This is a genomic window from Amycolatopsis sp. NPDC031561, from assembly GCF_055580625.1.
In genome coordinates, this window is the sequence record NZ_JBVILA010000001.1 from 727958 (window position 1) to 750185 (window position 22228).

Genomic DNA, 22228 nt, shown 5'->3' on the forward strand with positions numbered 1-22228 from the left:
TGGGAAGCGGGCCGGTTCGGAAACTGCGGATGGATGATGCGGGCGGGTCGGGCGATCGGAGGCGCCCGCCAGGGCTGGCTACGATCGTCGGGTGACTGAACTGCTCGGGCCCGCGGAGATCAGGGCGTTGGCGGCCGAGCTGGACGTCCGGCCGACCAAGAAGCTCGGCCAGAACTTCGTGCACGACCCCAACACGGTGCGCCGTATCGTCGACCTTTCCGGGGTCGGTGAAGGTGACGTCGTGCTGGAAGTCGGGCCGGGCCTCGGCTCACTGACGCTGGGACTGCTCGCGACCGGCGCCGAGGTCGTCGCGGTCGAGATCGACCCCGTGCTGGCCGGGCGGCTGCCGAACACAGTGGCCGAACGCGGCGGAGCCGAAAGGCTGACGGTCGTCGGGGCGGACGCTCTGCGGATCAAGGCGGACGACCTGCCTGAACGGCCGACGGCACTCGTCGCGAATCTGCCGTACAACGTCGCCGTTCCCGTCGTGCTCCACCTGCTCGCCGAGTTGCCGTCGCTGACCAGCGGTCTCGTGATGGTCCAGACCGAGGTCGCGGACCGCATGGCGGCCGGCCCGGGGAGCAGGACTTACGGCGTCCCCAGCGTCAAGCTCGCGTGGTACGGGAAGACGCGCAAGGTCGGTGCGGTTCCCCGCTCGGTGTTCTGGCCCGTTCCGAACGTGGATTCCGCACTGGTCGCTTTCGAGCGAGGCGACGACGTCGTGTCGTCCGTGAGCCGGGAGCGATTGTTCGCGGTGGTCGATGCGGCCTTCTCGCAGCGGCGGAAAACCTTGCGTGCGGCGTTGGCGTCCTGGGCCGGATCTGCCGAACGCGCGGGGGAGTTGCTCGAGAAAGCGGGTATCGACCCCAAGACCCGCGGCGAGCAGTTGGACGTTCATCAGTTCGCTCGGATCGCAGCGGCGGCCGACTGACCGCTGCGGGCCAAGACCGTCTCGTAGGCTGACACGGCGCCCGGTCCAAAGGAGCGGTGTTTCCCCTGTCGCAGGTGTGACCGGCACCGCGCGGAGGCGAGTTCGCCGAGGTCAGCACGACTGCGTAAATCCTCTTTTGGATCTGCATGATCCATGCCTGTCTTAGCAGGCAGGGGCCTTTTGTGGCACTAGAATACTCGTAGTCTTCCCATTATGTGGATAGCCGATCCTGTATGATGGACGCGACCAGACGTGTGATCTGCGCCTACGTGCTTGCTTTCATCCAGTGGGATCGGTTTTACTCAGTGAGCCATCCCGAGCGACTGAGAGACCTGGCTCGCCGAAGTCGCAGCAACCACCCTCCACAGGGCAGGTGCTACCGCCAGGACCGATGGAGGCTGTGCCTAATGAACAGGGTCACCCACCCGCTCCTGCTGACCAGGCGACGCGTAGTCGACGAAGGTCGCCGCACGGTAAGTGCGTGTCGACGCTCAACCGTTACTGCCTGAGTCTTTTCCCTTACCTCTGAAGCCCGTCCGTTCGGACGGGTACTCGGTGACGGTTGGCGCGCTCGAAAGAAGCAGCGCCCCATTTGCATGGAGCCCTTCGTGATCACTGTCGAAAACTTGTCCAAGTCCTTTCCCCTCAACGGAAATCCCGTCGTCGCCCTGCGCGATGTCAGCGTGGACATCCAAGCCGGCTCCCTGTTCGGAGTCGTCGGTCCGGCCGGCTCCGGCAAGTCCACCCTCGCTCGTTGCATCGGGCTTCAGGAGCGCCCCGACCGAGGTGTCGTCCGCCTCGACGGCCTCAACACCGGGACCCTCGACGGGCGCCGTCTGCGGGAAATCCGCCGTCAGGTCGGTGTCGTGAACACCAAGGCGGAGTTGCTTGCCGAGCGCACCATCGCCGGCAACATCGCGTCGCCGCTCGAACAACTCGGCCTCGACGGGCCGCAGCGCCGTAACCGGGTCGGTAATCTGCTCGATCTGGTCGGACTCACCCCGCGAGCGGGGCAGCGGCCGGGCGAACTGACCGAGGGGCAGCTGCGCCGGGTGGCCATCGCCAAGGCATTGGCCGCCGGACCTTCCGTGCTCCTGGCCGACGACCCGACCGCGGGTGTGCAGCCCGAGGAATCCGGCGCGGTCCTGACCGTGCTCGACCGTGCGCGTGCCGAGCTCGGGGTCACCGTGCTGCTCACCACTCCTGACGCCGGCGTGGTGCGCCGTGTCTGCGACGACGTCGCGGTCCTGGAAGCCGGGGCGATCATCGAACGCGGAACCGTGCTCGACTTGGTCTCCGACCCGAACAGCCGGACCGCGCAGGCGCTCCTGCCTTCGATCGAAACCGGCCGTGCGCAGGCTTCGAAGTACGACCGCGCGGTGGACGTCGTGCTCGTCGGCTTCGCGTCGGTCGGTGCGCTGCTGCCTGAGGCGGCCGGTCGCTTCGACGTCGAACTCGCCACCATCGGAGGCGGCCTCACCCGGATCGGCGACACGCCCGTCGGCCGGTTCCGCCTCGGTGTGCGTGGCGAGCGCGCGGATGCCGCACTCGCCTGGATCGCCGAACGTGGTGGCCACGTGACCCACCCGGTCCGCGGGCCGCAGGGCGTCGCTGCTTGATTCCCCGACGAACGGGCCGCTCAGGACGAACTCTGTCCAGGGCGGCCCGTTTGCGTCCGCGTCGTCCTGTTCTCTTTCTCCTGGTGGCAGTACAAGTGGAGCGGGCACGTAGGCTTGTCTCGTGCTCGCCGTCGTACCGCCCCCAGTTACCGTCAGGGTTCCCGCCAAGGTCAACTTGCACCTGTCGGTCGGTGACGTACGCCCGGACGGCTACCACGAGCTGGTGACCGTTTTCCAGGCACTTTCCCTGACCGACGAGGTGACTGTCGCGGTCACCGAGGAGCCCGGCATCGAGGTCTATGGCGAAGGTGAAGGTTCCGTACCGACAGGGGCCAACAACCTTGCCTGGAAGGCGGCGCAGGCCCTGGCGGCCCACGTCGGCAAGGCTGATGGCGAGTCCAAGGTCCGGGTGGTGCTTCGCAAGGGCATCCCGGTAGCGGGCGGGATGGCCGGGGGCAGTGCCGACGCGGCCGCGACCCTGGTCGGGCTCGCGTCGCTGTGGAAGCTCGAGATCTCCCGAGATGAACTCGCTGGTATCGCCGCCAAGCTCGGCAGCGATGTTCCCTTCGCGCTCTACGGCGGGACAGCGTTGGGCACCGGCAGGGGCGAGCAGTTGGTTCCGGTGTTGTCGAGGCACACGTTCCACTGGGTCCTGGCGTTCGATCAGCGCGGTCTTTCGACCCCGCGGGTGTTCGGCGAACTCGACAGGTTGCGTGAAGAGGGCAGCCCGCCGCGGATCGGTTCGCACACTCCGGTGGTCGAGGCACTGGCGTCCGGTGACCCGCGGCAGCTGGCGTTGCTTCTTGGTAATGACCTGCAGGCGGCCGCGGTCTCGTTGCGTCCCGGGCTTCGCCGGACGTTGCGGGCTGGGGTCAACGCGGGTGCGCTCGCCGGCACCGTGTCCGGGTCCGGGCCGACCTGCGCTTTTCTGTGCGCGGACGCGCAGTCGGCCGTCGAGGTCGCCGCGGAGCTGTCCGGCGCGGGTGTCTGTCGTACGGTGCGCGTCGCGCACGGGCCTGTTCCCGGAGCCCGGCTGGTGGGCGGGGACGACGCGCCGCGGCCGGCGCCGCCTCGGGTGCACGCATGAGGATGTCCGAAATGGACATCGACTAATTCGTTGTGGTGCAAGCTTTTTGGAAAGGATCGGCTGAGGCATGGCCAACTTGGTCAACCTGGAGTCGGTGAGCAAGTCCTTCGGGGTGCGCCCGCTGCTCGACGGTGTTTCGCTCGGTGTCGCGGAGGGGCAGCGCATTGGCGTCGTCGGTCTCAACGGGGGCGGGAAGACGACATTGCTGGAGGTCCTCGCGGGGATCAGCGAGCCGGACACGGGGCGGGTGAGCCAAGTCCGCGGCCTGCGGATGGCCGTGGTCACCCAGCGGACCGAACTCCCCGTCGGCAGCACGGTCGGCGACGTCGTGCTGGAGCGCTACGGTGCGGAGCACGAGTGGGCCGCTGACGCGCGAGTCCGGTCCATTATGGACGGTCTGGGGATCACCGCTCTCGGTGTCGAAAAATCGACGACGAATCTGTCCGGTGGCGAGCGCCGCCGTGTCGCGCTGGCGGCGGCCCTCACGGGTGAGCTGGACCTCGTGGTCCTCGACGAACCGACCAACCACCTTGACGTCGAAGGTGTGCGCTGGCTCGCGGATCATCTGCTCAACCGGAGGATCGCGGTCGTGGTCGTGACCCACGACCGGTGGTTCCTCGACACTGTCGCGAGTGTGACCTGGGAGGTCACCAACGGTCGCGTCGAGCAGTACGAAGGCGGTTACGCGGACTGGATCTTCGCGCGGGCCGAGCGGGCGAGGCTGGCGGCGACGGCCGAGGAGAAACGGCAGAACCTGGCACGCAAGGAGCTCGCGTGGCTACGCCGTGGTCCGCAGGCCAGGACTTCGAAGCCGCGCTATCGGGTCGAGGCGGCGGAGGCGCTGATCTCCGACGTGCCGGAGCCGCGTGATTCGGTCGAACTGCAGGCGTTCGCCCGGCGACGGCTGGGAAAGACCGTCCTGGAGGTCGAGGACGCCACTTTGACCGTCGGCGACCGCACCCTGCTCGATCACGTCACGTGGCGGATCGGTCCCGGCGATCGGATCGGCCTGGTCGGCGTCAACGGGTCGGGCAAGACGACGCTGCTGAAGCTGCTCGGCGGTGACAAGGAGCCCGAGACGGGGCGCCGCGTCCAGGGGAAGACGGTCAGCCTCGCGCATCTTCGGCAGGAGCTCGACGATCTGCCCGGTGACCTGCGCGTCCTGCAGGCGATCGAAGAGATCTCAGGAAGGGTCGTGTTCGGCAAGCAGGAGCTCTCCGCTTCGCAGCTGGCCGAAAAGCTGGGGTTCCCCGCGGCGAGGCAATGGACCCCGGTCGAAGACCTTTCCGGTGGTGAACGGCGCCGTCTGCAGCTGTGCCGGCTTCTGATGGCCGAGCCCAACGTGCTGCTGCTCGACGAACCGACGAACGATCTCGACATCGACACTTTGCAGCAGCTGGAAGATCTGCTCGATTCCTGGCCGGGCAGCCTCGTCGTCGTCTCGCACGACCGGTACCTGGTGGAACGTGTTTGCGACACGATCGTCGCCTTGTTCGGGGACGGGCAGGTGACCCATCTGCCGGGCGGGATCGAGGAGTACCTGGACCGGCGCGCCAAGAGCCTGGAGAAGGCAGGGAGCGACAGGAAGCCGGGCAACAAGCAGGCCTCCGAGCCCAAGAAGAGCGCCGCGGAACAGCGGGCGGCGCAGAAGGAACTGTCCCGCCTCGAGCGCAAGCTCGACCAGCTCCACGCGAAGGAAGAGAAGCTGCATACGGCCCTGCTCTCCGCGGCGACCGATCCGTCGAAGCTCATCGAGCTCAACACTGAACTGAAGGCTGTCGAAACGGAGAAGGAGGAGGTCGAGGCCCAGTGGCTCGAGACCTCCGAAGCTATCGAGTGAGTTCACTCGACGGCGAGCGGGTCGTCCAGGGCGGACAGTACTGTGACGCGCATGAGTCGGTTCGTGGACACGCTCGTCGCCACCGCGGCGGGGCGAGGTCAGCAGCGGGGAATGGTCACCGGGGAGCCCAAGGAGCCGGTTCGGCGGACCTGGGCCGAGATTCACGAGCAGGCCAAAAGGGTCGCCGGGGGTCTGGTCACAGCAGGGCTCGAGCCGGGCAAGGCGGTGGCGGTGCTGGCCGCGGCGCCGTCGCTGATCGCGCCGACGGTGCAGGCGGTGTGGCTCGCCGGTGGCAGCGTGACGATGCTGCACCAGCCCACCCAGCGCACCGACCTCGCCGAGTGGGCCGAGGACACCGTTCGCGTGCTGCGGATGATCGGATCCGGGCTGGTTCTGCTCGGTGAGCCGTTCGACCAGCTGGCGCCCGTGCTCACCGAGCACGGCATCGCGTTCCAGGTGATCACCGAGCTGCTCGAGGCCGAACCACTGGCCGAGCCCGTGCCGACGGCCGAGTCCGATACCGCGCTCCTGCAGCTGACCAGTGGGTCGACGGCCGATCCGAAGGCCGTTCAGATCACCTACGGAAACCTGTATTCGAACGTCAAGGCGATGGTCGATCGCGCCGAGTTCGATTTCGACGTCGACGTGATGGTCTCGTGGCTGCCCACCTTCCACGACATGGGCATGGTCGGCTTCCTGACGGTTCCGATGACGTTCGGCGTCGAACTCGTCAAGATCACGCCGCTCGAGTTCCTGTCCGGGCCGTTGATCTGGCCGCAGCTGATCAGCAAGTACAACGGCACGACCACGGCCGCGCCGAACTTCGCGTACGCGATCGTCGGCAGGCGGATGGCTCGTGTCGACGACGACAACGCATACGACCTCTCGAAGCTCCGGATCGCGCTGAACGGCGCCGAGCCGATCGACGAAACTGCTGTGCAGACGTTCGTCGAGGCAGGGGCACGATTCAAGATGCCCGCCGAGTGCGTCTTCCCGGCCTACGGCATGGCGGAGGCGACTCTCGCGGTTTCGTTCGCGCCGCTGTTCACCGGACTGACGCTGGACATCGTCGAAGCCGACGCGCTCGAGGCGGACAACCGTGCGGTACCGGTGCCCGAGGGCGACCCGCGGCGCGGGACCGACGACGTCCGTTCCTTCGCGGTACTCGGGCCGCCGCTCGATGGGCTCGAGGCCGAGATCGTCGATGACGAGGGCACCGTGCTCGGCGAGCGCCAGGTCGGGGAGATCCGCCTGCGCGGCGAGGCCGTGACGCCGGGGTACCTGACCATGGAAGGTCCTCTCGCGACACAGGACGAGAACGGCTGGCTGCTCACCGGCGACCTCGGTTACCTGGTCGACGGCATGATCGTGATCTGTGGCCGTCGCAAGGACGTCATCATCATGGGCGGCCGGAACCTGTACCCGACCGATATCGAGCGGGCGGCGACGTCGGTCGAGGGGGTTCGGGCCGGGAACGCCGTGGCCGTGCGGATCGACGCGGGCAGCCGCCGGGAGCGGTTCGCCGTCGTCCTCGAATCGAAGCTCGCCGGGGATCCGGACACGGAGAAAGCGCTGGCGAAGGAAGTCGCGGCCAAGGTGCGCGGCGCGGTCGACATGCGGCCCTTCGCGGTCGTGGTGCTTCCGGCGGGGAGCTTGCCCAAGACGCCTTCGGGCAAGGTGAAGCGGGCCGCGACCGCCACCCAGTTCGCGGACAGGATCGCCAAGAACGCGGCGACCAGCTGACACGAGAGGGCCGGGACCGCGAAGATCGCGATCCCGGCCCCCTTTCAGCAGCTTCCGTGGGTCAGCGGCGTCGCCAGGGCGGCTTACGGGTGTGGGTGTGCTCCAGGGCCGGCGCTATGTAGTAGCTGGCGGCCTGGGAAAGCCCGGCTAGCGTGCCTTCGACGTCCCGGAGGAACGCGTCGACGGCTGTCGGGTCGTAGCCTCGCTTCGAGAGCGGCGCTTTGGCGAACGCCACGTTGTGGACGTCCGAAACCGACAGGTCGTCGTCGCCGTCGAGAGTCGCGGCGACCCGTTCGAGGAAGGCATCGACCGCGGGTTCGTAGTAGCCGCGGGCGCCGATCGGTGCCCGGTCGAACTGCCGGGTCCTGGCCTCGAACGCGGTGACGGGCACTAGCGCTTCCGCAGGAACTCGACGGGACCGCGGTCCGGAACGGCGCGTTCGGCGGTCGCCTGGTCCTCTTCACGCGCGCCGGGTACGCCGAGCACGTGCTGGCCGGTCCGGTGGGCGAGCTGTCCTTCGACCTTGTCGAGGAAATCGTCGACTTCGCGCTCGTCGTAGCCGCGCTTCCCGATCAACGGACGCGAGAACATGACGTGGTGGACCTCGGCTGCCGTCAGGTCGTCCCGGTCCGAGATCGTGTCCGCGATCCGCTCCAGGAACGCGTCGACCTCGTGCTTGGCGTATCCGCGCCGTCCGATCGGGGCGTTCGGGAAAGTGGCGCCGGTGATGTCTTCGGCCGTAAACGACATGAAACTCTCTCCGGTTTCGGTGGGGAATGCGATCTCCGCATCCCGTCCTAACGGGTTTGAGAGTTTCCCGGAAGAGTCCGCGCTATTCCACGACTCGATCAGGGGCGTGGTGAAACGCCTTCGAGTGACGAGATGTAACACACCGCCATGTGAGCGGGTTCACCCAGCGTGGAAGGTGTTCTGGGCCGCGGTGAGGCCGGTGCTGATAAGCGCTTCAACGGCGTCGGCGCAACGATCGATCTCGAAAGCGAGCTCTTTGCGTTCGACCGTTGAGAAGTCTTTCAGCACGAAATCGGCCGGATCCTGCCGTCCCGGAGGACGTCCGACGCCGAAACGGACGCGGTAGTAGTCCTTGGTGCCGAGAGATTTGGTGATCGAGCGGAGACCGTTGTGGCCGTTGTCACCGCCGCCCAATTTCATCTTGAGGGCGCCGAAGTCGACGTCCAGCTCGTCGTGGACGACCACGACACCGGCCGGGGGGATCTTGTAGAACCGGGCCGCGCCGACCACGGGGCCGCCCGAGAGGTTCATGTACGAGCGCGGCTTGGCCAGGACCACTCGCTGCCCGGAAAGTCTGCCTTCGAGGATCTCGGCACCGCTCTTGTGGGCTTTGAACTTGCCGCCGACACGGCCGGCGAGCTCGTCGAGCACCATGAAGCCGACGTTGTGCCTGTTGCCCGCGTATTGGGGGCCGGGATTGCCAAGGCCGGCGAGCAGGATCTGCTCGCCGGCCCCGGGAAGTACTGCTTCGGTCACACGAGTGACTTTATTCGGCGGTCTCGGTGGCGGTCTCTTCCGCCTCGGCAGCGGCGTCTTCGCCCTCGAGCGCGGATTCGGACGGCGACTCGTTCACGGCGACGACCAGGGCATCGGGGTCGGTGACCAGGGAGGCGCCCTTCGGCAGGACGACGTCCGAAGCGTTGATCTGGGTGCCGGCGACGACGCCCTCGACCGAGACCTCGACCTGCTCGGGGATGTGCAGCGCCTCGACCTCGATCTGGATGGCGTCGAGGTCGGTGGTGACCAGGGTGCCCGGGCCGGGGGTGCCGGTGACGACGACGGGGATGTCGACGGTGACCTTCTCGCCGCGGATGACGACCAGCAGGTCGACGTGCTCGATGTAGTTCTTCAGCGGGTGGACGACGATGGTCTTCGTCAGCGCCAGCTCGCTCTTGCCCTCGAGGTCGAGGGTGATGACGGCGTTGCTGCCGTTCTCACGCACGACGCGGGCGAACTCGAGGGCGGGCAGGGCGTAGTGGCGCGGGTCCGAGCCGTGCCCGTACAGCACCGCGGGGATCTTGCCGGCGCGACGCGTGCGGCGCGCGGCACCCTTGCCGAATTCGGTGCGGGGCTCGACGGACAGGCGTACCTCGGACACGGTGTAGCACTCCTTCAATTCACCAACATGTTCAGCGAAATCATGCTGAGGGTGGGGATGGTTCGGGGCGGTTCTGGTGTTCGGCGGCGAGTTCCACGGGCGTGCTCGATCGCGTGTGGCCACTCAAGCCGCCGCGTCGATCACGTCGGGCACCAGGTGCTCACGGAACCCGCCTCGCCGAGACCGGGAAAGTGTAGACCAACCGGTCGTGCCGGGGTCCCGCCGGGTGGCTCGTTCAGGTGACAAGTCGGTGACAGCTGCTTCGGGAACCCGCGAATGCGGTGGTGCGTGACCCCTTTTCTAAGGTGTGATCTCTGCGCACGCGAGACACAGGGGGCGGAATGCCGGCACGACGGTTGAGGATCGGCGCGGTCGCCGTCTTGTGCTGCCTCGTGGCCGGTTGCGACGTCGCGATCGACGGGGCGGCCGGGATCTCGCCCGCCGAGCAGCAGCGGGTGGATCGGCGCACGGAGCAGCGAGGTGCTGTCGAGAGCGCGTTGAAGGCGCTCGAGCAGGCACCTGCCGTTGTCTACAAGTCGACAATCAAGGACGCTTCGGGCAAACCCGCCGAATTGCAGTTCCGGATCACCCGCAACGGAAGCGCGCAAGGCGCGTTGCCGGTCGACGGCCAGAGCATCCAGGTCATCTCGGCCGACAAGCAGCTGTACCTCTCGGCGACGCCGGAGTACTGGAAGGCGCACGGGCTCGGCAACAGCGACCAGTACGGCACCAACTGGGTCCGCACCGACAGTTCGGATCTGCCGGTGAACGCCGTCGAGGTGCTCAACCCGCGCAAGGCCGCGTCGACACTCCGGACTGCGGTGTCCGCGATGAACCGGCTGACCGATCCGGTGCGGTCGAAGTTGCCCGACGGGACCGAGGTCTACGACGTCGGGAGCGGGCTCGGGACGCTGCGGGTGACCACCGCGGCGCCGCATCGCGTGGTCAGTTTCGCGCCGTCCCTCGTCGACGCGGCGGGCGGCAAGACGCTCGGTGCCGAGATGCGGGTCGAGCCACTCACCGGGGACGCGCTGAAGAAGCTCCAGACCGATCTGGATGGCGCTGTCGGCGGTGTCGGGCAGCCGTTCGACGCGCTCGTCCAGGTCAGTGTCAGCGTGGTCAACGACAAACTGGACTGCACCGATTTCGTCGGAACCTGCCGGGCGACCATCGACGTGGCCAACACCGTCATCGGCAGCGCGAGCAAGACGCCCGTGCACCTGACGCTGACCGTCGAGTTCACGGCCCAGTCACTCGGCGCGCAGACCTGCACCGCGGACGCCAACGCGGCACCGGACACCACGACGAGCATGTCCTGCGAGGTCAAGTTCAAGCTGCCGAATCGGAACGCCAGCTACCAGGTACAAGCGAAGCCGTCGCCCCGCGGCGAGGTCCGGGTTCCGGTCGACGTGAACGGCGTCCGCGAAAAGCTCAAGTCCGAGTTCGCCACGCTGGGCGGCTGACCTGCACACTCACCCACGGGTGAGTTACATACGTTGAAGTAGTCGATCATGCGTTCTTAGCATCGGCGTTGTCGCCGATGAAAAGGGAGAACGTGATGGCGAAGTTGGTTGTGTTCGGAGGAACCGGGTACGCGGGCGGGAAGATCACCGCGGAGGCACGCGGCCGCGGCCACGAGGTCCTGGTGGTGTCGAGGAACGCTGAAGGCGAAGGGGCCAAGGCAGGGTCGCTGTACGACGAGGCCTTCCTCGCCGACGTCGCCAAGGGCGCCGACGTCCTGGTGATCGCGGTTCACGGTCAGGGCGGCCTGCTCGACGCGGTGCCCTCGATCGCTCGGGTCGCGAAGGACAACGGCGCGCGGATCGGCGTGGTCGGCGGGGCGGGCAGCCTGCACGTGGCCGAGGGCGGGCCGCGGCTGATCGACACCCCCGAGTTCCCGGACGCGTACAAGGGCGAGGCGGGGGCGCACGCGGAGGTGCTGGAAGCGTTCCGGAAGCTTCCCGAGGACATCGACTGGTTCTACGTCAGCCCGGCCGCCGAGTTCGGCGCGTGGGCCGAGGGCGAGCGGACCGGTGACTTCCGGCTCGGCGGTGACGTGCTCCTGACCGACGAGAACGGTGGGTCGAAGATCAGCGGCGCCGACTACGCGATCGCGTTCGTCGACGAGATCGACAAGCCGGAGCGCCGCCGTCAGCGTTTCTGCGTCGCTTACTGACCGGAGAGTTCCTTCACGACCGGAGCGAACGTTTCCAGCATCGGTTCGAACACCGTGATGTAGGAGAAGCCGTACCGCTCGCGACGTTCCTGGAGCTGCCGGACCATCTCGTCGACGGTCCCGAACAGCAATTGTGGCGTTTCGAGCAGGGTATCCACGTCGAGGGCGTCCTGGTCCTTGAGCTCTTCGCGCCAGGACTCCGCGGCCGCGCGTCGGTCTTCCGTGACGACGACCCGCTGGACGAGCATGTTCAGCTCGGGATCCCGGCCGTCGAGGTGCGAGCGGAAGAAGGTGACGCGTTCGTCCATGCGCTCGGCGTCGTCGAGCCGGAAGGTGCCCGGCGGTTTCCCCGGTGCCTGGCGAAGGCCCGCGAAGCCGGCGATATCGGCTTCGCGGGCGGCGAGGGAGAGCACGCCATCGCTGTTGCCCGCGAGGAGCAACGGCGGGGGCGTGATCCCTTCGGCGGCGAAGTGTTCGCGCAGGTGGTCAAGGCCCTTGGCGAGGTACTCGATGCGCTCCTTGGCCGGAATCCACGGCAGGCCGGCATCGTCGAATTCCGATTTCATGTGACCGGAGCCGAGGCCGAGGTCCAGCCGGTCGCCCGTCATCTTCACCGTCGTGGCGACTTCGCGCGCGAAGAGCGCGAGGTTGTAGAAGGGCACGTTGGAGACGAGAGTGCCGACGCGTGGCCGCTCGGTCACGGCGGCGGCCATGGTCAGGGCCGGAAAAGGCGAGTTCCGTCCTGGGCCGAGATGATCGGGCACGGAGATGACGTCGTAGCCGAGGGCCTCGACGCGCCGGCACTTCGCGACCCAGTCTTCGCGGTTCTCGGCGCCCCACAGGTTCACACCGAACTTGAATTTCCCCATGAACGGAAACCTAGCCACGCCCGACGGCCCGGCGCGCCCTGTTTCGCGAGGAGCCGAAAACGAAGCAAGGGACCTTTGCTCTCACTCTCCGGAAGACAGCGGGAGCAAAGGTCCCTTGCTTCGTTCGGGATCAGGCGTTGCCGTCGAAGAGGGACGTGACCGACCCGTCCTCGAAGACCTGCTGGATCGCCTGCGCCAGCAGCGGCGCGATGGACAGCACGGTCAGGCCGGGGAACCGCTTCTCCTCCGGGATCGGCAGCGTGTTCGTGACGATCACCTCGCGCGCCTTGCAGTTCGACAGCCGCTCGGTGGCGGGGTCGGACAGGATGCCGTGGGTCGAGGCGATGACGACGTCGGACGCGCCTTCGTCGAGCAGGGCCTCGGTGGCCTTCACGATCGTGCCGCCGGTGTCGATCATGTCGTCGATCAGCACGCACAGCTGACCGCGGACCTTGCCGACGACGCGGTTGGCGACGGCCTGGTTCGGCTTGTCCGGGTCGCGGGTCTTGTGGATGAAGGCGATCGGCCGGTCACCCAGCTGAGCCGCCCACTTCTCGGCCAGCCGCACGCGGCCCGAGTCCGGCGAGACGACGGTGATGTTCTCGTCCTGGTAGGTCTTGTTGATGTGCGCGGCCAGCACGTTCTGCGCGAGCAGGTGGTCGACCGGGCCGTCGAAGAAGCCCTGGATCTGCGCGGTGTGCAGGTCGACCGTCATGATCCGGTCGGCGCCGGCGGTCTTGAACAGGTCCGCGATCAGGCGCGCGGAGATCGGCTCGCGGCCCTTGTGCTTCTTGTCCTGCCGCGCGTACGGGTAGAACGGCATGATCACGGTGATCCGCTTGGCGCTCGCCCGCTTGAGGGCGTCCACCATGATCAGCTGCTCCATCACCCACTCGTTGATGGGCGCCGGGTGGCTCTGGATCACGAACGCGTCGGTCCCGCGCACCGATTCGTTGAACCGGACGAAGATCTCGCCGTTGGCGAAGTTGTGCGCGGTCTGCGGGACGACCGTCACGTTGAGGTGCTTGGCCACCTCTTCGGCGAGCTCCGGGTGTGCGCGCCCGGAGAAGAGCATCAGGTTCTTCTTCGGTGTGCCGGACTTCGAACTCATGCTGGCGACTCCCCGTCGTTTCCCTTATTTGAATCGGACACGGCGGTGGTGTCCTGCTTCGCGGCGGAAGCTGCTTCCGCCGCGGGTGTGCCCGGCCTGCGCCGGGTCACCCAGTCTTCGATGTTGCGCTGCGGCCCGGTGGACACGGCGAGCGCGCCCGGGGGTACGTCTTGCCTGATCACGGTGCCCGCCCCACTGTAGGCGCCATCGCCGATGGTCACCGGGGCGACGAACGTGTTGTCCGCGCCGAGCCGGACATGGGAGCCGATCGTGGTGTGGTGCTTGTGCACGCCGTCGTAATTCACGAAAACGCTGGAACACCCGATGTTGCTGTTCTCGCCGATCGTCGCGTCGCCGACGTAGGTCAGGTGCGGAACCTTCGTCCCGGCGCCGATGTCCGCGTTCTTCGTTTCGACGAAAGCGCCGAGTTTGCCCTTGGTCCCCAGCTTGGTGCCGGGGCGGAGGTAGGTGAACGGGCCGACCTTGACGCCGTCGCCCAGTTCCGAATCCGAACCGTGCGTCCGCACCACCGACGCGCCCGCGCCGACGGAGACGTTCTCCAAGGTGCTGTCCGGGCCGATCTGCGCGCCCTCGCCGACCGAGGTCGAGCCCTTCAGCTGCACGCCGGGCTCGATGACGACGTCGCGCGACAGGGTCACGCCCGCGTCGATCCAGGTGCTCGACGGGTCGACGACGGTGACGCCCGCCCGCTGCCAGCCGCGGACGATGCGCCGGTTCAGCTCGGCGCCGAGGACGGAGAGCTGCACGCGGTCGTTGACGCCTTCGGTCACCCACGGGTCGTCGATGACCAGCGCGCCGACACCCTTACCGTCGCCGCGGGCGATGCCGAGGACGTCGGTGAGGTAGAGCTCGCCCTGCGCGTTGTCGGTCGAAAGCTTCGAAAGCCCGTCGACCAGGACCGACGCGTCGAAGGCGTAGACGCCGGAGTTGATTTCGGCGATTTTGTGCTGTTCGGGGGTGGCGTCCTTCTGCTCGACGATCGAGGTGACGACGCCGTTTCCGTCGCGGATGATCCGGCCGTAACCGGCCGGGTTCTCGACGACCGCGGTCAGCACGGTGACCGCGTTTCCGGTCGCGGTGTGCTCCGCGACCAGGGAAGCGAGTGTTTCGGTGTCGAGCAGCGGGACGTCGCCGTAGCTGACGACGACGGTGCCGGTCAGCCCGCCCGGCAGCGCCGAGAGCGCGCACGAGACGGCGTGCCCGGTGCCCTTCTGCTCCTCCTGGACGGCCGTGACGACCTCGCGGCCGAGCGCCTCGCCGACCTTCGCCAGCCGCGCGCCGACCGAGTCGCGACCGTGGCCGATGACCACGACGAGGTGTTCGGGGCTCAGTCCCGCGGCGGCCCGCACCGCGTGCTCGACCAGAGGACGGCCGGCGATCGGGTGCAGCACCTTCGGGGTGGACGAGCGCATACGGGTGCCCTCACCCGCGGCGAGGATCAACGTGCTCAGCGGGCCGGTCACGGCACTCCCAACATTTCACCAACGGTGGTTGTCGGGCATTGATCCTACGTGGGCTGCTCGGCGTCCCACGCGGGGTCGGTCGGAGCATCCTCGCCGGGCCATCCGGTGACCGGATCGATGGCCATCGAGTTCACCGACGAAACCTGGTTCCCGCCGCCACGTTTCGCCTGGTACATGGCCGCGTCGGCGCGGGCGAGGACCTGTTCGGCCCGCTCCTGCGGGCGGAGCGAAACCAGGCCGACGGAGAGGGTGACGCCGTGCGAAAGGTGGTGCGGCAGAGATGCGACGGCATTCACAGAACGACCCAGCGCCTGCTTCGCCGCCGACGCCGGAGCCCCAGGTAGAAGCACGATGAACTCGTCTCCGCCGTATCGCGCGACGACGTCGTCGCCGCGCAGGGCGTCGCGCAGCGTGCTCGCGATGACACGGAGCACGTTGTCGCCCTCGGCGTGGGACTGCTTGTCGTTGACGTCCTTGAATCCGTCGAGGTCCACCAGCGCGACCGCGAGCGGCTGGGCGTCCGCGGACGACGCCAGCGAACGCAGCTTTTCGTCGAGCGCGCGCCGGTTCGGCAGCCCGGTGAGCGGGTCCTGGAGGGCCTGCTGGGTGATCGCGCCGTGCTCGGCGGACAGCCGTTCGTGCTCCCGGCGCGCGTTGAGCGTGGCGATCTGCGATTCCCGCAGCGACCACATCTCCGTTTCCAGGATGGTCGCGTAGTCGATCAGCGACTGGCTCGCGCCGGACGCGTAGTCCGGGGCGGTGTCGAGCCTGGCCAGTTCGCGGGCGAGGTTCAACCGCATCGAGGGCAGCGAGCCCTCCTCGTTGTCCTCGCGAACCTCTTTGAGCACCTGCAGCGCGTCCTCGCGGCGGGCGACGTTGTCCAGGCAGCGGGCCAGCGCGATGGCGATGATCTCGCGTTCGTGCGGGAACACCAGTTCCGGATGCAGCAGCGCCTTCAGCCGCTCGATGTGGGACGAATCGGGTGACGCCAGCGCGGCCGCCGCGGCGAGCACTCCGACCTGGTCGATCGCGGGCACCCCGGCCTTGCGCGGGAACAGCGACTCGGTGAACGGGCCCTCGGCGGCTTGCGCCATCGAAGCCGCGGTGCGGAACTTGTCCGCTCCTTCGTCGTACCGCTCGATGCGTTCGAGCCGCAGGCCCCAGCCCAGCAGCATTTTGACCCGGTTGATCAGCTGGAGCGCGATCTCGTGCGGGCTCGCGCTGTCGCGGATCGCCTGCGCGGCGCGGGCGATGGCCTCCTCGGCCGCCTCGTAGACGCCCAGCTGGTTCAGCACCAGCCAGCAGTCGACCAGGGTCGTGGACAGCATCCGGTCCCAGTTGCGCCTGCCGACCTGGCGGTCCGGGACCGCGGAGTCGTCGAGGATGGCCAGCGCCCTGGCGATCTCGGTGAGAGCGGCGTCCTCTTGTTTGGCGATCACCAGGCGCCGTCCGCGCATCGCGTGCGCGTCCGCGCGCATCAGGGCGAGGCCGTGACGCCGGGTGTGCGCGAGCATCTCGTCGAGCCTGGGCTCGGCTTCGGCGGCGAGACCGCGGGTGACCAGCCTCGCCATCGCGGAGTAGCGCAGCAGTTGGGCCACCAGCAAAGGTTCGCCACGGCGCTGCGTCTCGTCGAGGAGTTCGTCGAGGCTGGTGACGATGTCCAGCTGTTCGGCGAAGCTGACGCGCTGGATGGCCGCGCCGAGTTCGCGCGCGCGACCATGGAGCCAGGCGTCGGACATCTCCGCAAGCGCCGGCCGCCTGCTGCTGGTCGTCGCGTCCTCGGTCAGCCGCACACACCCCCACCGTTGAAAACGCCGCTGGTCATCTGTTCGTCTGCTCCGCCGCCAGGATTCGAACCTGAACTGTCAGAACCAAAATCTGAAGTGCTGCCGATTACACTACGGCGGATCGATCCTGGTCAGAATAGCCATGCCGGAGACGCCCGCGTGCGCCCGGGGGTTGCCTCACGGTCGCGGGCACTCCACAGGGGACGAAACCTCCTGTACCGTAACTTACGGCATCGTAGGTAAGGTCACCCTTAGGTAAACCCTCAAGGGTCGCGCGTAGAAAAGAAGTGACTGCATGACGGCTACCCTCGACCGTTCCCAGAAGCCCGCGAAGGGCCCCAAGCCCGTTCTCGACGGGACGCGATCGGGCGGCGTGCAGCTCTCGGTCTACCTCGGGGTCATCTTCCCGCTCGCCGCGTTGCTCGTGGCCGTCCCGTTCGCCTGGGGCTGGGGATTGACCTGGGTCGACGTCGCCATCTTCGTGGTCTTCTACGCGATCAGCGGCCTCGGTATCACCGTGTCCTACCACCGGTACTTCACGCACGGCTCGTTCAAGGCCAAGCCGTGGCTGCGCGTCGCGATGGCGATCGCCGGCAGCATGGCCGTCCAGGGCCCCGTGATCACCTGGGTCGCCGACCACCGTCGCCACCACGCGTTCTCCGACCGCGACGGCGACCCGCACTCCCCGTGGCTGTTCGGCACCACGCCGCTCGCCATCGCCAAGGGTTTCTGGCACGCGCACATGGGCTGGCTGTTCGAGCGCGACCAGACCAACGCGGAGCGGTTCGCGCCGGACCTGGTGAAGGACCCGGCCATCAAGAAGGTCGACGACCTGTTCTGGCTGTGGAGCCTGCTCACGCTGGTCATGCCCGCGGTGCTCGGCGGACTGATCACCTGGTCGTTCTGGGGCGCGGTGACCGCGTTCTTCTGGGCCGGTCTGGTGCGCGTCTGCGTGCTGCACCACGTGACCTGGTCGGTCAACTCGGTCTGCCACATGATCGGCGAGCGTCCGTTCGCCGCCCGTGACAAGTCGGCGAACTTCTGGCCGCTGGCGATCTTCTCCTTCGGCGAGTCGTGGCACAACCTGCACCACGCGGACCCGACTTCGGCCCGGCACGGCGTGCAGCGCGGTCAGATCGACATTTCCGCGCGTCTCATTTGGATCTTCGAGAAGTTCGGCTGGGCCTATGACGTGCGCTGGCCGACCCCGCAGCGCCTCGCGCGCATCGCCGCCGAAAGCAAATAGCGAGGTCACGTTAGTCTTCTCCAATGGCGGGGAGACGGCGAACCAAACGTGAAGCGGTCACCGGAGCGCGTCCTGTCGCTCCGGTGGCCCGTGTGCGGATGACGGGGACCGAGCGCAGGCAACAACTTCTCAACGTCGCCAGAGCCCTGTTCGCGGAAAAGGGTTTCGAGGGCACTTCCATCGAGGAGATCGCGCATCGCGCGAACGTCTCCAAACCGGTGGTGTACGAGCACTTCGGCGGCAAGGAAGGCATCTACGCCGTCGTCGTGGACCGCGAAACGCAATCGCTGCTCGACCGGATGGTCTCCACCCTCCACGGTGGACACCCGAGGGTGATGCTGGAGCAGGCGGCGATCGCGTTGCTCTCCTACGTCGAGGACTCACACGACGGCTTCCGCATCCTGGTGCGGGATTCGCCGGTCGCGAGTTCGACGGGCACGTTCTCCACGGTGCTGAACGACATCGCCAGCCAGGTCGAGCACATCCTCGCGCAGCAGTTCGCCGCGCGGGGCTACGACGAGAAGCTGGCCGCGCTGTACGCGCAGGCGCTCGTCGGGATGGTCGCCTTGACCGGGCAATGGTGGCTCGACGCCCGGAAACCGAAGCGTGACGAGGTCGCCGCGCATCTGGTCAACCTCGCCTGGAACGGTCTGTCCAATTTGGAACACAAGCCGAAGCTGCGGCTGCGCTGAGATCTGCGTCGCCTGGTAGTAACGTTTCCCGACCGATGAGCGCTATGGCCCCCATAGAGATCAACAAGCTGGGGGAACACCATGGAAAACTACCCTGCGCCCGCCGTGGAACAGATGGTGCCGCGGAAGAAAACGTGGCTGAGGCCCGTCATCCGCCTGGCCGTCTTCGGCGTCGTCGCCCTGGTCGCGTTCCTCGTCGCGAATCCGTTCACGGCGTCGAGCACCGAAGTCGGCGCCTGCCTCAAGGGTGACACCAACAACGCGGAGAGCGTCGAAAAGACCGAATGCGGTCAGCCCGACGCGAACTTCAAGGTCGTCGGCAAACAGGAGAACAAGTCGGAAATCGGGCTCAAGCTCTCGGGCGGGTCGGAATGCGACGATTACCCCACGACCGACGCGTACTTCTTCCAGGGAAAGAAGACGGGCAGCGACGGCATCCTGCTGTGCCTGGAAGACCTGAAGAACCCGGGTGAGCGGCCGCCGGTTGTCGGTGACTGTCTCCCCGATGACGTGGTCAAGGCGAAGAAGCTCACGAGGGTGGACTGCGGGACCGCCGGCTACAAGGTCCTCGCCATCGAGAAGAGCACGGCATTCCTCGTCGACGACAGCACCGTTTGCACTCAGGTGCCGTCGACCGACGAGAAGATCGCGTGGCAGCGATCGGGTGGCGGGCTCCCTCAGTCGAGGGTGCTGTGCCTGGACAAGCTCAAGTAGCGGTCGTCAGCGCAGGAGGCCGATCTCCCTCAGGTGGTCGAAGATGACCTTGCCCGCGGCGGAGACCCGGTCCCTGTCGGCGTAGGCGAGCCAGGCGATCTCGTCGATTTCGCTGCTGGCCGTGAGCGTCCCGGTGTACTCGGCGGTGTAGGCGGCCGTCCGGACCACGACTCCCGGCGTTTTCCCGTCGGCCTGCGCTTCGAAGGTCCCGGCGGGCTCGGCGCCCGCCGGGTCGATCTCGACGGCCAATTCTTCGCGAATCTCGCGGACGAGTGTCTCCGTGTCGGTTTCGCCGGGTTCTCGCTTGCCTCCGGGTAAGTAGAACAAGGACTTGCCGTGAGAACGGGCGCACAGGACCTTGCCGTCCCGCAGGTGAAGCCACGCGATTTTGTCGATCACGGTTCAGCCCAGCGCCGCGGCGGTCTCGGCGGTCGTCAGGACTTCGCCCAGCCTCGGGAACACCTTGGTGATCGCGGATTCGTGGGAGATCGCGGCGATCCCGGTCATCGCGTCCGAAACGGCGATGGTCTCGTAGCCGTGGTCGACCGCGGCGCGCAACGTCGATTCGACGCCGTACTCCGTGGCGATCCCGCCGAGCACCAGGGTCTTCACACCGAACCCGCGCAGGAGTTCGTCGAGTCCGGTGCCGTAGAACGCGCCGATCGTGTGCTTGGTGACCAGGTGCTCGCCTTCGCGGGGCGTCAGTTCGGCGACCAGTTCGCTCCCGGGCGGCTGCTCCTTGACGTACGGCCGGTGCGCCTGCACGTGGACGATCGGCGAACCGGCCGCGCCGAAGACGTCACGCAGCAGAACGGCGTTCGACACGACTTCGGTGCCTTCGAGCGGGACAGTCTCCAGCGCGACGATCCGCGTCTGGAGGTCGATCAGGACGAGCGCGGTCGTCGCCGGGTCGATCTTCGTCATGACGGGAGCCTAGTGTCCCTATGCATGGAGCCCATGGGGCAGCGGAGAGAAGTTGTGGTCACCGAGGCCGCCACGTTGCTCGGGGCGAATCCGGTCCCGTTCGACGCGGCCGACCCGGACGCGGTGGAAAGGGCGCTGGCCGAACTGCCGGCGCACGTCGACGTCCTGGTCAACAACGCGGGCGGGAACACCGATTTCCGGAACGGGCCCGCCGGGGACCTGAAAGCGTTCGCCGCGAACTGGCAGGCCAACCTGGACGCGAACGTCTTCAGTGCCGTGCTGGTCACCCGCGCCTTGCGGGAAAGGCTCGCCGACGGCGCGCGGATCGTCACGATCGGCTCCATCGCCGCGCACACCGGCGCCGGTTCCTATGGCGCCGCCAAGGCCGCGCTGGAGTCATGGAACGTCGACGTGGCAAGGGAATTCGGGCCGCGGGGGATCACCGCGAACATCGTCGCGCCCGGACTGGTCGGGGACACCGAGTTCTTCAACGGCAAGCTGTCCGACGAGCGCCGGGAGTGGCTCGTCGGCAACACGCTGACCAAACGCGCCGGTGACCCCGCGGACGTCGCCGACGTGGTGGCCTTCCTGGCCAGTCCGGGCGCGCGGCACGTCACCGGCCAGGTCGTCCACGTCAACGGCGGCGCGCACCTCGGCCGTTAGGCGCCCGGTGTGACGCGCAGCAGTTTGTCGTCCTTGCCTTCCGAGGTCGTCACGTAGAGGGAGCCGTCCGGGGCGCTGCGGACGGCGCGCAGCCTGCCGAACTTGTCGTCGAACTCCGGCGGCAGCGTCACTTCGGTGACCTTGCCCGCGTCGTCGAGGCGGAACAGGAGCAGCTTCTGCCCCTTCAGTGCCGTCACGGCGAGGGAGCCTTCGAGCGCGCCCCACTGCGATCCGGTGAGGAACTCGGCTCCACAGATCGCCTCGGTGATCTCCCCGGTCGTCCACAAAGGACTGACTGCGTCCGGGAACCGTTGCGTGTCGGTCATCGGGACGCCTTCGTCGTAGCTGGTTTCGGTGCCGCCCTTGGACGGGTCCCAGCCGTAGTTCGCGCCGGCGCGTTCCAGGTTGACCTCGTCGTCGATGGTCGGGCCGTGCTCGGCGGTGAACACCTGCCCGCTGCCCGGCCGGACCGTGACGCCTTGGACGTTGCGGTGCCCGAAGGTGAACACACGCTGTTCGTTCGGGTTCGCCGACGAGATGAACGGGTTGTCCGGCAACGGGTTCCCGGTCTTCGCGTCGATGCGGAGCACCTTGCCGCCGAGGTTCGTGCGGTCCTGCGGGAAGGCCGGGCGCGCGGTGTCGCCGGTGCCGACGAGCAGCGCGCCGTCCGCGCCGAACGCGGGACGGCAGCCCGAATGCCTGCCGCTGGAGTTCACCGGCAGCCCGGTCAGCAGGTCCTTGACCTTCGTGGTGCTCGCGCCGTCCTCGGAGAGCCGCCAGGTGACCAGCCGGATGTCGACGGCCTTGTCACCCTCCTTGTGGGTCTGGCAGGTGATGAACTCCCGCGAAGCCGCGAAGTCCTTGCTGATCACCATCCCCATCAGGCCGCCCTCGCCGCGCACGTGGACGTCGGAGAAGTCGGCGGCGACGTCGCGTTTCGTGCCGCCCTCGACCAGGGCCAGCTTCCCGGGGCGCTGGGTGACGAGGATCTTCCCGTCCGGCAGGAAGCCGACGTCCCAGCCGTGCTCGAGCCCGGCCGTCACCTGCTCGACCTTCAGTTTCGTCACGGACGGTTTCGAGGTGACCGGCGGTGCGCTCTGCACCGTTTCGCTCGACGCCCCGGAACAGGCCGTGACCAGCAAAGACAGGGACGCGATCGCGACGACGGCGGTAGTGCGCATGGCATCAGCATGCCATCGTGCCCAATCGCCCGC

At 67.6% G+C, this 22228-nt stretch carries 22 protein-coding genes, 1 tRNA gene and 1 riboswitch; of the genes, 11 read left to right on the plus strand and 12 right to left on the minus strand.

Features of this window, described 5'->3' with window-relative positions; all coding sequences use genetic code 11:
- Window positions 1-91: 91 nt before the first annotated feature.
- The 5 genes from rsmA (at window position 92) to ACZ5IK_RS03555 (ending at window position 7220) form a co-directional block, all read left to right on the plus strand.
- Window positions 92-931, plus strand: a complete 840-nt coding sequence (gene rsmA / locus ACZ5IK_RS03535; protein ID WP_465486385.1) for a 16S rRNA (adenine(1518)-N(6)/adenine(1519)-N(6))-dimethyltransferase RsmA — start codon at window positions 92-94, stop codon at window positions 929-931.
- 307 nt (window positions 932-1238) lie between these two features.
- Window positions 1239-1329: riboswitch (SAM riboswitch) on the plus strand.
- Between the two features lie 210 nt (window positions 1330-1539).
- The gene (locus ACZ5IK_RS03540; protein ID WP_101613516.1) at window positions 1540-2550 is read left to right on the plus strand and encodes a methionine ABC transporter ATP-binding protein; all 1011 of its coding nucleotides are present in this window, start codon (window positions 1540-1542) and stop codon (window positions 2548-2550) included.
- Between the two features lie 121 nt (window positions 2551-2671).
- Window positions 2672-3637, plus strand: coding sequence for a 4-(cytidine 5'-diphospho)-2-C-methyl-D-erythritol kinase (locus ACZ5IK_RS03545; protein ID WP_101610627.1), 966 nt, complete (start codon window positions 2672-2674; stop codon window positions 3635-3637).
- Window positions 3638-3704: 67 nt separating this feature from the next.
- On the plus strand, window positions 3705-5477 hold the full coding sequence (locus ACZ5IK_RS03550) for an ABC-F family ATP-binding cassette domain-containing protein (RefSeq protein ID WP_465486386.1): 1773 nt from the start codon (window positions 3705-3707) through the stop codon (window positions 5475-5477).
- Window positions 5478-5528: 51 nt separating this feature from the next.
- Window positions 5529-7220 carry a fatty acyl-AMP ligase gene (locus ACZ5IK_RS03555; RefSeq protein WP_101610625.1) on the plus strand — a complete coding sequence of 564 codons (1692 nt, stop codon included), beginning with the start codon at window positions 5529-5531 and terminating at the stop codon, window positions 7218-7220.
- A 61-nt stretch (window positions 7221-7281) separates the two neighbouring features.
- Here ACZ5IK_RS03555 and ACZ5IK_RS03560 read toward each other — a convergent pair whose 3' ends face one another.
- From ACZ5IK_RS03560 to ACZ5IK_RS03575, 4 genes are all read right to left on the minus strand, one after another.
- Entirely contained in the window at window positions 7282-7611 is a 330-nt protein-coding gene (locus ACZ5IK_RS03560; RefSeq protein WP_101610624.1) for a DivIVA domain-containing protein, read from the minus strand.
- Window positions 7611-7970 carry a DivIVA domain-containing protein gene (locus ACZ5IK_RS03565; protein ID WP_465486387.1) on the minus strand — a complete coding sequence of 120 codons (360 nt, stop codon included), beginning with the start codon at window positions 7968-7970 and terminating at the stop codon, window positions 7611-7613. Before ACZ5IK_RS03565 ends, ACZ5IK_RS03560 begins: the two co-directional genes overlap by 1 nt.
- A 159-nt stretch (window positions 7971-8129) precedes the next feature.
- The gene (pth, locus tag ACZ5IK_RS03570; RefSeq protein ID WP_465486388.1) at window positions 8130-8726 is read right to left on the minus strand and encodes an aminoacyl-tRNA hydrolase; all 597 of its coding nucleotides are present in this window, start codon (window positions 8724-8726) and stop codon (window positions 8130-8132) included.
- 10 nt (window positions 8727-8736) lie between these two features.
- Window positions 8737-9348: a 50S ribosomal protein L25/general stress protein Ctc gene (locus ACZ5IK_RS03575; RefSeq protein ID WP_465486389.1), complete on the minus strand. Its 612-nt coding sequence runs from the start codon at window positions 9346-9348 to the stop codon at window positions 8737-8739.
- 341 nt (window positions 9349-9689) lie between these two features.
- Between ACZ5IK_RS03575 and ACZ5IK_RS03580 the strand changes: the two genes are divergently transcribed.
- On the plus strand, window positions 9690-10811 hold the full coding sequence (locus tag ACZ5IK_RS03580; protein WP_465486390.1) for a hypothetical protein: 1122 nt from the start codon (window positions 9690-9692) through the stop codon (window positions 10809-10811).
- Between the two features lie 95 nt (window positions 10812-10906).
- Window positions 10907-11524: an NAD(P)-dependent oxidoreductase gene (locus tag ACZ5IK_RS03585; RefSeq protein ID WP_101610620.1), complete on the plus strand. Its 618-nt coding sequence runs from the start codon at window positions 10907-10909 to the stop codon at window positions 11522-11524.
- On the opposite strand, the gene ACZ5IK_RS03590 is transcribed toward ACZ5IK_RS03585, so the two are convergent.
- The 5 genes from ACZ5IK_RS03590 to ACZ5IK_RS03610 all read right to left on the minus strand — a co-directional run bounded on the left by ACZ5IK_RS03590 (window position 11518) and on the right by ACZ5IK_RS03610 (window position 16896).
- Complete coding sequence (locus ACZ5IK_RS03590) at window positions 11518-12393, minus strand: TIGR03621 family F420-dependent LLM class oxidoreductase (protein WP_465486391.1); 876 nt, start codon at window positions 12391-12393, stop codon at window positions 11518-11520. The two genes, ACZ5IK_RS03585 and ACZ5IK_RS03590, sit on opposite strands and share 7 nt — an antisense overlap.
- Before the next feature lie 130 nt (window positions 12394-12523).
- The gene (locus tag ACZ5IK_RS03595) at window positions 12524-13504 is read right to left on the minus strand and encodes a ribose-phosphate diphosphokinase (protein ID WP_101610618.1); all 981 of its coding nucleotides are present in this window, start codon (window positions 13502-13504) and stop codon (window positions 12524-12526) included.
- Window positions 13501-14988 (minus strand): bifunctional UDP-N-acetylglucosamine diphosphorylase/glucosamine-1-phosphate N-acetyltransferase GlmU, encoded by a 1488-nt coding sequence (glmU, locus tag ACZ5IK_RS03600; RefSeq protein WP_465486392.1) that lies wholly within the window; start codon window positions 14986-14988, stop codon window positions 13501-13503. The genes ACZ5IK_RS03595 and glmU overlap by 4 nt, the downstream gene beginning before the upstream one ends.
- A 44-nt stretch (window positions 14989-15032) precedes the next feature.
- Window positions 15033-16781: a GGDEF domain-containing protein gene (locus tag ACZ5IK_RS03605; protein WP_465486393.1), complete on the minus strand. Its 1749-nt coding sequence runs from the start codon at window positions 16779-16781 to the stop codon at window positions 15033-15035.
- 43 nt (window positions 16782-16824) lie between these two features.
- Window positions 16825-16896 (minus strand) — tRNA-Gln (locus tag ACZ5IK_RS03610).
- A gap of 174 nt (window positions 16897-17070) precedes the next feature.
- Here ACZ5IK_RS03610 and ACZ5IK_RS03615 point away from each other — a divergent pair.
- From ACZ5IK_RS03615 to ACZ5IK_RS03625, 3 genes are all read left to right on the plus strand, one after another.
- Window positions 17071-18021: an acyl-CoA desaturase gene (locus ACZ5IK_RS03615; protein ID WP_101610615.1), complete on the plus strand. Its 951-nt coding sequence runs from the start codon at window positions 17071-17073 to the stop codon at window positions 18019-18021.
- Window positions 18022-18119: 98 nt separating this feature from the next.
- Window positions 18120-18713: a TetR/AcrR family transcriptional regulator gene (locus ACZ5IK_RS03620; RefSeq protein WP_146044282.1), complete on the plus strand. Its 594-nt coding sequence runs from the start codon at window positions 18120-18122 to the stop codon at window positions 18711-18713.
- A gap of 81 nt (window positions 18714-18794) precedes the next feature.
- Window positions 18795-19427 (plus strand): LppU/SCO3897 family protein, encoded by a 633-nt coding sequence (locus ACZ5IK_RS03625; RefSeq protein ID WP_465486394.1) that lies wholly within the window; start codon window positions 18795-18797, stop codon window positions 19425-19427.
- A gap of 6 nt (window positions 19428-19433) precedes the next feature.
- Here the strand turns inward: ACZ5IK_RS03625 and ACZ5IK_RS03630 are convergent, their stop codons facing one another.
- Entirely contained in the window at window positions 19434-19826 is a 393-nt protein-coding gene (locus ACZ5IK_RS03630; protein ID WP_465486395.1) for an NUDIX hydrolase, read from the minus strand.
- 3 nt (window positions 19827-19829) lie between these two features.
- A complete protein-coding gene (locus ACZ5IK_RS03635) occupies window positions 19830-20351 on the minus strand; it encodes an isochorismatase family protein (protein ID WP_465486396.1) in 522 nt (173 codons plus the stop codon).
- Between the two features lie 33 nt (window positions 20352-20384).
- Between ACZ5IK_RS03635 and ACZ5IK_RS03640 the strand changes: the two genes are divergently transcribed.
- A complete protein-coding gene (locus tag ACZ5IK_RS03640) occupies window positions 20385-21014 on the plus strand; it encodes an SDR family NAD(P)-dependent oxidoreductase (protein ID WP_465486397.1) in 630 nt (209 codons plus the stop codon).
- On the opposite strand, the gene ACZ5IK_RS03645 is transcribed toward ACZ5IK_RS03640, so the two are convergent.
- A complete protein-coding gene (locus ACZ5IK_RS03645) occupies window positions 21011-22195 on the minus strand; it encodes a PQQ-dependent sugar dehydrogenase (protein ID WP_465486398.1) in 1185 nt (394 codons plus the stop codon). The two genes, ACZ5IK_RS03640 and ACZ5IK_RS03645, sit on opposite strands and share 4 nt — an antisense overlap.
- Between the last annotated feature and the right edge of the window lie 33 nt (window positions 22196-22228).